12 protein-coding genes are annotated in these 12140 nt (G+C 75.0%); 9 read left to right on the top strand and 3 right to left on the bottom strand.

The features are described from left to right. The first annotated feature begins 25 nt into the window (after positions 1–25). The 8 genes from AMK13_RS15520 (at position 26) to AMK13_RS15485 (ending at position 8257) form a co-directional block, all read left to right on the top strand. Positions 26–343 (top strand): PAAR domain-containing protein, encoded by a 318-nt coding sequence (locus AMK13_RS15520; protein WP_074002699.1) that lies wholly within the window; start codon positions 26–28, stop codon positions 341–343. Further along, positions 340–762, top strand: coding sequence for a GPW/gp25 family protein (locus tag AMK13_RS15515; RefSeq protein WP_074002698.1), 423 nt, complete (start codon positions 340–342; stop codon positions 760–762). The genes AMK13_RS15520 and AMK13_RS15515 overlap by 4 nt, the downstream gene beginning before the upstream one ends. After that, the gene (locus tag AMK13_RS15510; protein ID WP_074002697.1) at positions 762–2723 is read left to right on the top strand and encodes a putative baseplate assembly protein; all 1962 of its coding nucleotides are present in this window, start codon (positions 762–764) and stop codon (positions 2721–2723) included. Before AMK13_RS15515 ends, AMK13_RS15510 begins: the two co-directional genes overlap by 1 nt. Next, entirely contained in the window at positions 2720–3283 is a 564-nt protein-coding gene (locus AMK13_RS15505; RefSeq protein WP_074002696.1) for a phage tail protein, read from the top strand. The genes AMK13_RS15510 and AMK13_RS15505 overlap by 4 nt, the downstream gene beginning before the upstream one ends. Before the next feature lie 3 nt (positions 3284–3286). Next, positions 3287–4549, top strand: coding sequence for an NADase-type glycan-binding domain-containing protein (locus AMK13_RS15500; RefSeq protein WP_074002695.1), 1263 nt, complete (start codon positions 3287–3289; stop codon positions 4547–4549). A gap of 28 nt (positions 4550–4577) precedes the next feature. Beyond that, positions 4578–5597: a winged helix-turn-helix domain-containing protein gene (locus AMK13_RS15495; protein WP_074002694.1), complete on the top strand. Its 1020-nt coding sequence runs from the start codon at positions 4578–4580 to the stop codon at positions 5595–5597. Positions 5598–5734: 137 nt separating this feature from the next. Beyond that, positions 5735–6103, top strand: a complete 369-nt coding sequence (locus tag AMK13_RS15490; protein ID WP_074002693.1) for a hypothetical protein — start codon at positions 5735–5737, stop codon at positions 6101–6103. Positions 6104–6202: 99 nt separating this feature from the next. Next, positions 6203–8257 (top strand): transglycosylase domain-containing protein, encoded by a 2055-nt coding sequence (locus tag AMK13_RS15485; protein WP_074002692.1) that lies wholly within the window; start codon positions 6203–6205, stop codon positions 8255–8257. A gap of 29 nt (positions 8258–8286) precedes the next feature. Here AMK13_RS15485 and AMK13_RS15480 read toward each other — a convergent pair whose 3' ends face one another. Then, complete coding sequence (locus AMK13_RS15480; RefSeq protein WP_158077704.1) at positions 8287–8778, bottom strand: hypothetical protein; 492 nt, start codon at positions 8776–8778, stop codon at positions 8287–8289. 301 nt (positions 8779–9079) lie between these two features. Here AMK13_RS15480 and AMK13_RS15475 point away from each other — a divergent pair, with 301 nt between their 5' ends. Beyond that, entirely contained in the window at positions 9080–10228 is a 1149-nt protein-coding gene (locus tag AMK13_RS15475) for a PP2C family protein-serine/threonine phosphatase (protein ID WP_074002691.1), read from the top strand. A gap of 7 nt (positions 10229–10235) precedes the next feature. On the opposite strand, the gene AMK13_RS15470 is transcribed toward AMK13_RS15475, so the two are convergent. Both AMK13_RS15470 and AMK13_RS15465 read right to left on the bottom strand, forming a co-directional pair. Next, entirely contained in the window at positions 10236–10976 is a 741-nt protein-coding gene (locus AMK13_RS15470; protein ID WP_380786460.1) for an MgtC/SapB family protein, read from the bottom strand. A 197-nt stretch (positions 10977–11173) separates the two neighbouring features. Continuing rightward, positions 11174–12106, bottom strand: coding sequence for an MBL fold metallo-hydrolase (locus tag AMK13_RS15465; RefSeq protein WP_074002690.1), 933 nt, complete (start codon positions 12104–12106; stop codon positions 11174–11176). Between the last annotated feature and the right edge of the window lie 34 nt (positions 12107–12140).

The raw sequence follows: 12140 nt of genomic DNA, 5'->3' as shown, positions 1-12140 counted from the left end.
GCACCATCCGAAACGGAGACCGCACATGCCCCCCGCAGCCCGGACCGGCGACCTGACCGATCACGGCGGCGCCCTCACCACCCCGCCGCCGGGCGCCCTCAAGGTGGCGACCGTGCTGATCGGCGGCCGCCCCGCCGCCGTCGTCGGCACCGTCCACGCCTGCGTCGTCCCCCCGCACCTGGCGCTGGGCCCCGGCGACGTGGTGCTGCCCTCCCCGGGCGCGCTCGCCGGCGGAGTGGTGCTGATCGGCGGCCTGCCCGCGGCGCGCGTGGGGGACAAGACCACCTGCGGCGCCACCGTCACCGTCGGCGCGTTCAACGTGCTGATCGGCGGCGCCATATGACGGGCAGCTTCATCGGCCGCGGCTGGGCCTTCCCGCTGCGCGTCAACGCCACCGGCGGCATCGCCCTGGTGGAGCGCGACCGCGAACTCGCGGAGGCGATCCGGCTGATCCTCGGCACCGCCCCCGGCGAACGGCCGATGCGCCCCGAGTTCGGCTGCGGCATCCACGAGTACGTCTTCGCCACCGGCGACAGCAACACCGCCGGGCGGATCGCCCGCGAGGTGCGCATCGCCCTGGAGCGCTGGGAACCGAGGATCGAGGTGGACGACGTGGTGATCGCCTTCGACAGCGTCGAGGAGGGCACCCTCTACATCGACGTCCACTACACCGTGCGGGCCACCAACGACCGCCGCAACCTGGTCTTCCCCTTCTACACCATCCCGGAACACCCGAACTCGGCCGAGGGGTCTGCGAACTGATGGCCCTGCCCTCCCCGAACCTGGACGACCGCCGCTTCCAGCAGCTCGTCGACGAGGCCAAGCGGTACGTCCAGCAGCGCGCCCCCGAGTGGACCGACCACAACGTCTCCGACCCGGGCGTCACCCTGATCGAGACCTTCGCCTACCTGGTGGACCAGCTGCTCTACCGGCTGAACCGGGTGCCGGAGAAGAACTACGCCGCCTTCCTCGACCTGCTCGGCATCCGGCTCTTCCCACCGGCCGCGGCCCGGGCCGAGGTCGACTTCTGGCTCTCCGCCCCGCAGACCGAGACCGTCCTGCTGCGGGCCGGCACCGAGGTCTCCACGCTGCGCACCGAGACCGACGAGGCGGTGGTCCTCTCCACCGCCGAGGACCTGCCGATCGTCCCCAGCTCGCTGGATCGGCTGGTCACCGTCTCCGCCTCCGGGGAGCAGTCCGACGGCACGGCCCGACTGGCCGACGGCGCGGACGTCCGGTGCTTCCAGCAGCGCCCGGTGGCCGGGGACGCCATGCTCTTCGCCCTGCCGGCCGTGGTGCCGCGCTGCATCCTGGTCGTCCGGCTGGACAGCCGGGTCGAGGGCGTCGGCGTCGACCCGCGCCAACCGCCGCTGGCCTGGGAGGTCTGGGACGGCGCGCGCTGGATCGCCTGCGAGACCGGCAGCGACACCACCGGCGGCCTCAACCGGCCCGGCGAGGTGGTCGTCTTCGTGCCCGCCGGGCACACCGCCTCGGTGGTCGCCGGACGGCGGGCCGGCTGGCTGCGCTGCCGGGTCACCGAGCCGCAGCCGGGCCAGCCGTTCTACTCCGAGTCGCCCACCATCCGCCGGGCCGAGGTGTTCACCGTCGGCGGCACCGCCACCGCCGTCCACGCGCAGACCGTCACCGACGCGCCGCTCGGCGCCTCGGAGGGCGTCGCGGGCCAGCGCTTCCGGCTCGCCCGGCCCCCGGTGCTGCTCGACGGCGAGCCCCCGGTGGTCGAGGTCGCGGCCGGCGAGGGCTGGGAACGGTGGACGGTCGTCGAGCACTTCGGCGAGTCCTCGCCCACCGACCGGCACGTGGTGCTGGACGCCACCACCGGCGAGTTCCTCTTCCCGCCCGCGGTCCGCGAACCGGACGGCAGCCTGCGCGCCTTCGGTGCCGTCCCGCCCAAGGGCGCCCACCTGCGCGTCCCGCGCTACCGCACCGGCGGCGGGATCGCGGGCAACGTCGCCCGCGGCACCATCACGGTGCTGCGCAGCTCCGTCCCGTACATCGCCCGGGTCGACAACCGGGAGGCGGCCCGCGGCGGGGTCGACGGCGAGACCGTCGAGAACGCCAAGGCCCGCGCCCCGCACCAGCTGCGCCTGCAGGAACGTGCCGTCACCGCCGGGGACTTCGAGCTGATCGCCCGGCAGGCCGCGCCGTCCGCCGCCCGGATCAGCTGCGTGCCCGCCACCGGCGGGGAGGCGGGCGCGGTGCGGGTGCTGGTCGTCCCCGACGCCGTCGCGGACGAGGGCGACCGGCTGCGCTTCGAGCAGCTGATCCCCGACGACCAGGTGCTGGCCGCCGTCGCGACCGCCCTCGACGAGCGGCGGCTGATCGGCACCCGGCTGGTCGTCCAGCCGCCCGCCTACCAGGGCGTGACGGTGGTCGCCCGGCTCACCACCCGCGCCGCCGACCCCGACCGGGTCCGCGAGGAGGTGCTCGCCGCGCTGTACCGGTACCTCAACCCGCTGCGCGGCGGCGCCGACGGCACGGGCTGGCCGTTCGGCCGGGCGGTGCAGTACGGGGAGGTGTTCGCGGTGCTCCAGCGGGTGGCCGCGGTCGCGGGCGTCGACGAGCTGCGGCTGTTCCCGGCCGACCCGATCACCGGACGCCGGGGCGCGCCGACCGAGCGGGTCGAGGTCCCGCCGGACGCCCTGGTCTTCTCCCACCAGCACCAGGTCGTGGTCACCGCGCAGGCCGAGGACGGGCGGTCATGACCAGAGCCGCCGTCCCCGGGCTGCCCAGCCCGCACCCGATCGGCGAACTGCTGCCCGCGATGTTCGCCGAGGACGACTTCGCCCAGCGGTTCACGTCCGGCCTGGACACCGTCCTCGCCCCGGTCTTCGCCACCCTGGACAACCTGCCCGCCTACTTCCAACCCGGCCTCGCGCCCGCCGACTTCCTCGACTGGCTGGCCTCCTGGGTCGCGGTCGAGGTCGATCCGGCCTGGCCGGTGGAGGTGCGCCGCGCCGTGGTCGGGCGCGCGGTGGAACTGCACCGCTGGCGCGGCACCCGGCGCGGCCTCACCGAACGGCTGCGGCTGGTGCTCGGCGTCGGCGCCGAGATCGTGGACGGCGGCGGCGCCTCCTGGTCCGCCGACCCGGACGCCCCGCTGCCGCCCGCGCCGAGCGGCGAGCTGCTGGTCCGGGTCTGGCCGCTGCGCGGAGCGGAACCGGACGAGGACCAGGTGCGGTCCGTCGTCAGGGCCGGCTGTCCGGTCCATCTGACCTGCCGGGTGGAGATCCTGCCCGGCCCACCCGGGCGAGCGGAGGACTGACGGATGCCGGTGTGCCCCGAATGCGGAACGGCCAACGGGGAGGGGGACGACTTCTGCGGCAACTGCGGCGCCTACCTCGGCTGGTCGCGCACCGCCGGCGCCGCGTCGGCCGCGCCCGCGCCCGCGCAGGCCGAGTCGGTGCCTGCTCCCGCGCCGAAGCCGACGCCCGCGCCGACGCCCGAGCCGACGCCCGCGCCCGAGCCGAAGCCCGCCTCCGCGCCTGCCGAACCCGTACGGCGAAGCGCCTCGCGCCGGACGGCGCGCGCTGAACCGGAAGCGAAGAACGAGGCGAAGCAGGAGGCGAAGGACCGGGTCGAAGCATCGCAACCGCCCGTCCCGGCCGCCGAACCCCCGGCCGCCGCCGACCCCCCGCGCCCCGCGACCGCCCCCGTACGGCCGACCCCCGTACGCCCGGCCCCCGCGCGGACCCCGGCCCCCGACCCCGCAGCGCAGGTCCCCGGTGCGCAGCCCCCCGCAGCCCCGGCCGACCCGGCGGCCGTCCAGCCCGCCAAGCCCGTCGCGCCCCGCCCCGTCAGCCGGGCGACCGAGGCCGTCGAGACCCAGGACGGCCCGCCCTGCCCCAGCTGCGGCACGCCCAACCTGCCCGGGCGGAAGTTCTGCCGCCGCTGCGCCGCACCGCTGACCCCCACCGAAGCCGTCGCCGAACTGCCCTGGTGGCGCACCCGCTGGCCGTTCCGGCGCCGGGTGCGGATCGGCGGCTCGGGCAACGCGCTGCGCCGCACCATCGCCCTGCTCGCGCTCGTCGCGGTGGTCGTGGCCGGGGTCCTGCTCTTCCCGGCCGGTCAGCGGGTCTTCCAGGACGTCCTGGACAAGGTCCGCGGCACCGCGCCGATCGCCCCCGCCGCCACCTCGGCGAGCGCCGCCGTCGAGGGCCACCCGGCCACCCTGGCCGACGACGGCCTCAGCAACACCTACTGGGGGGCGCCCGAGATCGGGGACTCCGTCACCTTCTCCTTCCGCGGCCCGTTCCGACTGGTGGACCTGATCGTCCACACCGGGGCCTCCCCGGATCCCCAGCAGTTCCAGCAGCAGGCCCGCCCCGTCGTCCTCACCCTGGAGGTCACCGGGAAGGACGGCGAGGTCCACACCCAGCAGGTCCCGCTCAACGACCAGCCGGGCCCGCAGACCGTCCAGACCGGGATCAGCGACGTCACCCAGGTGAAGCTCACCGTCCGGGAGGCCGCCGGGACCGGCGCCGGCCGCGCCATCGCGCTCGCGGAGGTGGAGTTCTTCAAACGCACCTGACCCCGTCGCCCGCCACCGGAGGGAACCCATGGTCTACCGGATCCACTTCACCTCCCAGGACCTGGCCAGGACCCGGCCGGCGGGTCCGATGCCCTTCGCCGAACTCCTGGCCGCGGCGCGGGCCCTACAGGACCGGAGCCGTGCGGCGCGGCTGGACCCGTGGCGGCGGAGCGTCCTGGGGCGGCTGCCCGAGCGGGCCCGGATGGCGCTCTCCCTGGCGCCGGCGGACGGCTGGGGGCCGACCTTCCTGATGCCCGCGGTGGCAGGCCGGCCGGAGGAGCTGCTGGAGCGGGTACGGGCGACCCCGGGCCGGCTCGTCGCGGCGGAGCTGGCCGCGATCGCCGAGCACCAGCCCGTCCCCGGGTGGGCCCGCCGCCTGGCCGAGGACGGCGCGCTGCGCGAGGAACTCGCCCAGAGCCTCGGCCTCCTCTACGAGCACCTGGTCGGCCGCTACTGGTCGCGGATCACCGACTGCTACGCCGCGGATCGGGCGGTGCGGATGCGCCAGTTCCTCGGCGGGGGCGTCGAGCTGCTGCTCGCCGGCGCCAGCCCCCGGTGGATGCGCTGGAAGCCGCCGGTGCTGGAGGTCCGCAGCAGGGTCGACCACGACCTGCGGCTCCAGGGGCAGGGCGTCCTGCTGGCCCCCTCGGTGTTCGCCAAGCGGGCCATGGTCAGCGACGACTCGCACGGCCTGCCCCAGCCCGCGGTCACCTTCCCGATCGACGACAGCCGCCCCGCGGGCTGGCCGGACCTGCTCGGCCCCGACCCGGCCCCGGCGGGGTCGGGGCCCACCGTGACCGCCCTGCTCGGGCGCACCCGGGCCGCCGTGTTGCGGGTGATCGCCGACCACCCGGGCTGCTCGACGAAGGAGCTCGCCGCCCTCGCCGGGATCACCCCCTCCAGCGCCAGCGAGCACGCCACCGTGCTGCGCGAGGCCAGGCTGATCGGCACGTCCCGGTACCGCAACACCGCGCTGCACAGCCCGACCGCGCTCGGCCTCGGACTGCTCGGCGACGGGCCCGACGTTCCCGATGTGCCCGGTTCGTAGGGGAGTTGAGCGGTGCGTCCGTGATTCGGGCCAGGCCGAAACACGTCGAGCGGCGGTGCCCCGGACTCCGAGACTGAGGTGCGGGCGCCGAGCCAGGCCGCCCGCACCACGACGTCACTGCTCCCAGGAGGTCCCCCATGCGCTTCGTCCACAAGGCCGGCATCGTCCTCGCGGCCGGATTCGCCGCCGCCGCCACGCTCCTCGCCCCCGTGGCGAACGCCCAGCCGGCCGTCTCGGCGGCCCCGGCCGACTGCCCCAAGGGCTACATCTGCGGCTACAAGTACAGCAACTACCAGCACCTCATGTTCCGCTTCAGCGACTGCGGCATCCTCCAGGAGATCCCCGACGGCCTGAACAGCGGCGGGTCCTGGTACAACAACCAGTCCGCCGGCCTCAAGGCGAAGATGTACGGCAAGTCCAAGAACCTCGTCTACACCACGCCCGGCGCTCCCTACGGCGACCCCACCGCAGACTGGGGCCCGGTCTGGTACGTCAAGGCCTGCTGACCCCGCCCCACGGGCCTGCCGCCGGGTGCGCCGTCCGCGCCCGGCGGCGGGCCGGGCTTCCAAGGAGTTCCTCATCTGCGCCGCGTACGGTCACGCGTCATGGCGGAACTGCGGGTGGTGGCGGGCATACGGAAGCTGGGACACGGGACGCGGCTGGTCGCGGTCAGCGTGGTCGCCGGGGTGGTGGCGGCGGGGATGGTGCTGCCCGCGGTGGCGGCGGTCGGGCTCGGCGCGCAGTCGGCGGCGGACGACTTCCAGAGCCTGCCCGACGACTTCAAGACCCCTCCGCTGTCCCAGGCCACGACGATCCTCGACGCCCAGGGCGGCACGATCGCCACCGTGTACGACCGGGACCGCACGGTCGTCCCGGCGGACCGGATCTCCCCGCTGGTGAAGACCGCGCTGGTGGACACCGAGGACAACCGCTTCTACGAGCACGGCGCGATCGACCTCAAGGGCGTGCTGCGCGCCCTGGACAAGAACGCCTCCTCGGGCACCACCGCCCAGGGCGCCTCCACCCTCACCCAGCAGTACGTGAAGAACGTCTTCGTCGAGGAGGCGGGCGACGACCCGCAGAAGGTCGCCGAGGCGCAGCGGCAGACCGTCGGCCGCAAGATCCAGGAGCTGAAGTACGCGATCAAGGTCGAGGAGACCCTGAGCAAGGACCAGATCCTCACCAACTACCTGAACATCACCTTCTTCGGTGAGCAGGCCTACGGCATCGAGGCGGCCTCCCAGCGCTACTTCGGCGTGCACGCCGCGGACCTCACCCTGCCGCAGGCCGCGCTGCTGGCGGGCCTGGTGCAGTCGCCGACCGGCTACGACCCGACGGTCAACCCGACGGCGGCGAAGGAGCGGCGCGACACCGTGCTGCGCAAGATGGCCGGGTACGGGCACATCACCCAGGAGGAGGCCCGGCAGGCGATCGCCGCCCCGCTCGGGCTGAACGTCCAGGCGCCGCAGCAGGGGTGCATCCTGGCCAAGCAGGGCGAGGGCTTCTTCTGCGACTACGTGCGCGAGACGGTGCTCACCGACCCGGCCTTCGGCGCGTCGGCCGCCGAGCGGCAGGCGGTCTGGAAGCGCGGCGGCCTGCAGATCCGCACCACGCTCGACCCGAAGGCCCAGGCGGCGCTCCAGGCCTCGGTCACCGGCCACGTCGACGCGGGCGACCAGGCGGCGACCGCGATGAGCATCGTCCAGCCGGGCACCGGGAAGATCCTGGCGATGGGCCAGAGCCGCCCGTACGGCGTCGACGGCAAGCAGCACCAGACCCAGATCAACTACAACGCCGACAAGGCCATGGGCGGCGGGCTCGGGTTCCCGACCGGCTCGACCTTCAAGCCGGTCGTCGCGGCGGCGGCCCTGGAGAGCGGCATCCCGGCCGACCAGGCCTACACCACGGACTACAGCATCCCGTGGCCGGCCATGACGGACTGCTCGGGCGGGAGGTTCCCGTCCTCCGGGCAGGTGCACAACGACAGCCAGAGCCTCACCGGCCGGTTCGACATGAAGTCGGCCATGGCGCAGTCCGTCAACACCTACTTCGCGAAGCTGGAGGCCGACACCGGCCTGTGTAACGTCGCGCGGATGACGAACAAGCTGGGCATCACCCAGCAGGCGGGCGGCGAGAAGCTCCAGGTGGTCCCGTCGATGACGCTCGGCAGCAACGACCTGACCCCGCTGACGATGGCGGCCGTCTACGCGGCCTTCGCCGCCCACGGCACCTACTGCGCGCCGACCGCCATCGCCTCGGTGACCGGCCCCGACGGCAAGCCGCTCGCGGTGCCGCAGGCGAACTGCTCGGCGGTGATGTCGGCCGGCACCGCCGACACGGTCAGCGCGATGCTCAAGGGCGTGGTCGAGGACGGCACCGGGCAGACGGCCGGCCTCACCGGCCGGGACAGCGCGGGCAAGACCGGCACCACCAACGACAGCCGCCAGGTGTGGTTCGTCGGCTACACCCCGGAGATGGCGGGCGCGACCGTGGTCAGCGACACCGACAACCCCAAGCCGCTGGACGGCCAGCGGATCGGCGGCCAGGTGGTCGGCCAGGCCTTCGGCGGCACCCTGGCCGGCCCGATCTGGCGCGACGCCATGGACGGCGCGCTGGCGGGCACCCCGGCCGGCACCTTCACGCCGGTGCAGCTGCCCTGAGCCACCGGTGACCCAGGGCGGCCGGTGACTCAGCGGTAGAGCGCCACCCGGGGCTCGACCGTGCCCTGGAGCGGCGCCTTCCCGACCACGGTGACCCGGTAGTGCGCGGTGAGGGTCTGGTGGCCGTGCAGGACGGTCTTGGCCGGGACGAGCCGGGTGTACAGCGTGCCGGTCTGGCTGCCGAGCGGAATGGCGCGCCAGTGGCCGTCGGGGGAGAGCACCTCGATCCGGATGCCCGCCGGGTTGAGGAAGGGCCCGTTGTCCGGCGACTCGACGAGGATCTGCGGGGCCACCGTCCGGTCGGCCGAGGTGTCGTTGCGGTACGTGACGGTGATCGGCCGGGTCGCGTGGTCACGCGGCAGCGCGGTCTCGGGGAGCTCCACGAAGGACACCGGCGGGGCGGCGGTCGCGGTCCGGGCACCGGTCGCGGCCTGGGCCGGGGCGACGAGCGCGGCGGTCGGCAGGGCGGCGAGGGCCGCGGCCAGGGCCAGGCTCCGACGGGGGATCTTCAGGGTGCGCATGGCGCCTCCTTCGGCCGGCCGCCGGGTCACCGGTGGCGCCGCGTGGTTCGGGCAGGTCCGTACGGGACCACCCTGCCCCCTCACTCGGAAAGCCGCACGCGGTGGAGCGGTGGCGGGCCGGGCGGGGTGTCGCGAGCGGTGCTCCGACTGGGCCGAACGTGCGACCGCCGGACCCACCACGCCGCCGCACCGCCGCTGCCGTGACCGGGCCCCGTACCTTGGGCGCAACCTCCGCCGGGCGGCTTCGCGCCGGGCGGGGCGCCCGAACAGCGGGGGACGTCGCGAGAACGGGAGGGACGGCTTGCGGGCGCGTTCCGTCGAGGAGCCGGGGCCGCGGCTGCCGGTGCTGATCCGGTACGGCCACTGGTCCTGGCTGGTGCCGCTGGCGGTGCTGGCGGCGGTGGTGGGCGTGGACGCGGCCACCCCCGTCACGTTCGCGTCCGTCAGCTGGCTGGCGATGGTCCCGGTGGTGACCGCAGGGCTCTGCGGCCCGGCGGCCACCACGCTGTTCGCCCTCCTCGCCGTCGTCGCCTACCCGGCCCTGGACAGCATCTGGAGCAAGTCCCAGGGGATCGAGGACTTCCTGCTGGTGATCGCGGGGGCCGCCGTCTCGGTGCCGATCAGCATCTTCCGCGCCCGGGCCGCCGCTTACGTCCACCACCTCCAGGGCACGGCCGAGACCACCCGGCAGGTGGTGCTGCGCCCGGTGCCGCCGGGCTGGGGCGGGGTGGACTCGGCGGCGCGCTACCTGGCCGCGGACGTCGAGGCCCGGGTGGGCGGCGACTTCTACGACGTGCTGGCCACCCCGTTCGGGGCGCGGGTCATCCTCGGCGACGTCCAGGGCAAGGGCCTGCCGGCCGTCTCCGCGGCGGCGGCCCTGGTGGGCTGCTTCCGGGAGGCCGCCTTCCACGAGGCGGACCTGGCCACCGTCGCGTCCTGGCTGGAGGAGCGGCTGCACCGGCAGAACCTGCTGGCGGAGCGGCTGGGGGAGCAGGAGGAGCGGTTCGCCACGGCGGTGGTCGTCTGGTTCCCGGCCGACGCGCCGGGGGAGGTGGAGGTGGTCAACTTCGGCCACGACAGCCCCCACGTCCTCGGCCCCGCGGGGGTGCGCCAGCTGCCGCCGGGCAACGGCGCACCGCTCGGGCTGGCCCAGCTGGCCGGCGGGCTGCCGGAGGTCCGGCGGCTGAGCCTGGGCCCGGAGGAGACGGTCCTGATCGTCTCGGACGGGGTGACCGAGGCCCGCGACCGGACGGGCGCCTTCTTCGCCCTGCGCGACCACCTGGAGCGCCTGGCCGCCCTCCCCGGGGTGGTCGACCCCGGGCGCCTGGTCGACGAGGTGGCGGCCGAGGTCCTCCGGCACACCGGCGGCCGGTTGACGGACGACACCGCCCTGCTCGCCGTCCGGACGCCCCCGGTGGCGCCGGCGGCGTCGGCCGGGTCGGCGGACTGAGCCGGCCTCAGTCCTCGGCGTGGCTGACCGCGCAGGTCAGGACGCCCGGGAGGCGGGCCAGTTCGGCGGTGAGGGCGGACAGGTCCCCGCGGCCGTGCACGGTGATGTGCACCTCCGCGATCCGCTCGTCGACCCCGCCGCCGCCCTCGCCGGGCGGCCCGGCCCGGTCCACGGTCGCCAGTTCGGCCACGGCGAACCCCGCGGCGGTGATCCGGGCGAGCAGCAGCCGCAGCAGGCCGTTGCCCTCGGTGTAGGTGACGTGGCAGCTGACCGGCCGGGTGCGCAGCCTCGGCAGCCGGTGGGTGAGCGGCCGCAGCACGTAGCCGACGAAGAAGTAGGCGGCGGTGGCCGCGGTGGCGAGCAGCGGCAGTCCGGCGGCCGCCGCCGTGCCGATGGCGGCGGTCAGCCAGACGGTGGCGGCCGTGGTCAGCCCCCGGATCGAGCCGCGCTGGACGAAGATCACCCCGGCGCCGATGAAGCCCAGTCCGGAGACGATCTGGGCGGCCATCCTGGACGGGTCCAGGGTGACCACGCCGGACTGGACCACGCCGCTGAAGCCGTACTTGCTCACCAGGGTGAAGAGCGCCGCCCCGAGACCGACGACGGTGTACGTGCGCAGTCCGGCGGCCTTCTGTCTGATCTCCCGTTCCAGGCCGATCGCGCTGGCCAGCACCAGGGCGATGGCGAAGTCGGTGAAGTGGACCCATCCTTGCCCGAAGGGCTCGACGAACGCTCCCAGCGTCCTCAACTCCTCCTGCCGTCTCAATCGTCCCGCCCGCCCCCGGGAGGGCGGGCACCGATCCCGGTTCGGCGAAGCGGGTGCCGTCGAGCCTACGGTTCATCAGACGATCGGACCGGCGCTCGGACGGGCCGACTTGACGGTCAGGGGGTCGAGCGGAGGCGAACCGACGGCGCGCCGGCTCGGCGGCCCCGCCCGGTGCGCACTCACCGCGCTCCGTCGGCGCCGACGGGCGGGCCGCTCTCCCCGACTGTCGGGGGTACGGGCCGCAGCCGGTAGGCCTCCCCGTCGGCGAGGACATGGCCGGCGGTGGGCGGGGCGAAGTGGGTGCCGAGCAGCAGGGTGTCCGTGCCGGCGAGGGAGGCGAGCAGCGCCCGGCGGGTGGCGGCGGACCGCCGGGGGTCGATGTCGACGCAGGCGCCGATGGCGGGGTGGGCGAGCTGCACGGGGTGGTGGAGGCAGTCGCCGGTGATCAGCGCCGTCCGGCCCCGGCTGGTCAGTTCGACGGCGACGTGCCCCGGGGTGTGGCCGGGGGTGGGGAGCAGGCGCAGGCCGGGGACGATCCGCAGGCCCTCGGCCGGGACGTCGGCCAGGTCCAGCAGGCCGGCCCGCTCGACCGGGAGCACCGAGTCGCGGAACAGCTGGGCGCGCGCCTCGTCCATGGGGTACCCGGCCCAGAACTCCCGCTCGGCGCGGGTGGTGAGGTAGCGCGCGCCGGGGAAGGTGGGCTCCCACGCGCCGTCCACCTGCCGGGTGTTCCAGCCGACGTGGTCGGCGTGCAGGTGGGTGAGGACCACCAGGTCGACGGAGTCCGGCGGGAAGCCGGCGGCGGCCAGGCGTTCGGGGTAGTCGGTGCGCAGGTCGTGCCAGGCCGGGTTGGCCCGCTGCTTGCCGTTGCCGATGCCGGTGTCGACGAGGACGCGCAGCCCGTCCACGACGACGGCGAAGCTGTGGCTGTCCAGGCGCAGCACGCCGTCGGCGTCGGCGAAGTCGGGGCGCAGCCAGTCCTGGCCGGCCACCAGTTCGGGGGTGGCGTCGGGCAGCAGCCACGGCCCGGTGGCGGGCGGCAGCGGGACTTCGTCGACGCGGTGGACGGTGAGGTCGCCGACCGTCCAGGAGGGGGTAGGGGTGTTGGGCATGGGGCGGTTCCTCCGCTGCAAAAGCCATTCGTTT

This window comes from Streptomyces sp. CB02056, assembly GCF_001905545.1.
Taxonomy (GTDB): Bacteria; Actinomycetota; Actinomycetes; order Streptomycetales; family Streptomycetaceae; genus Kitasatospora.
The sequence above is the reverse complement of the archived record's forward strand: the minus strand, read 5'-3'. Positions and strand labels throughout refer to the sequence as shown.

Bases quoted from the DNA above. Each gene is read 5' to 3' on its own strand.
- AMK13_RS15485 (WP_074002692.1), top strand. From the start codon at position 6,203: ATGGCGGAACTGCGGGTGGTGGCGGGCATACGGAAGCTGGGACACGGG.
- AMK13_RS15480 (WP_158077704.1), bottom strand. From the start codon at position 8,778: ATGCGCACCCTGAAGATCCCCCGTCGGAGCCTGGCCCTGGCCGCGGCC.
- AMK13_RS15495 (WP_074002694.1), top strand. From the start codon at position 4,578: ATGGTCTACCGGATCCACTTCACCTCCCAGGACCTGGCCAGGACCCGG.
- AMK13_RS15490 (WP_074002693.1), top strand. From the start codon at position 5,735: ATGCGCTTCGTCCACAAGGCCGGCATCGTCCTCGCGGCCGGATTCGCC.
- AMK13_RS15505 (WP_074002696.1), top strand. From the start codon at position 2,720: ATGACCAGAGCCGCCGTCCCCGGGCTGCCCAGCCCGCACCCGATCGGC.
- AMK13_RS15515 (WP_074002698.1), top strand. From the start codon at position 340: ATGACGGGCAGCTTCATCGGCCGCGGCTGGGCCTTCCCGCTGCGCGTC.
- AMK13_RS15465 (WP_074002690.1), bottom strand. From the start codon at position 12,106: ATGCCCAACACCCCTACCCCCTCCTGGACGGTCGGCGACCTCACCGTC.
- AMK13_RS15500 (WP_074002695.1), top strand. From the start codon at position 3,287: ATGCCGGTGTGCCCCGAATGCGGAACGGCCAACGGGGAGGGGGACGAC.
- AMK13_RS15510 (WP_074002697.1), top strand. From the start codon at position 762: ATGGCCCTGCCCTCCCCGAACCTGGACGACCGCCGCTTCCAGCAGCTC.
- AMK13_RS15520 (WP_074002699.1), top strand. From the start codon at position 26: ATGCCCCCCGCAGCCCGGACCGGCGACCTGACCGATCACGGCGGCGCC.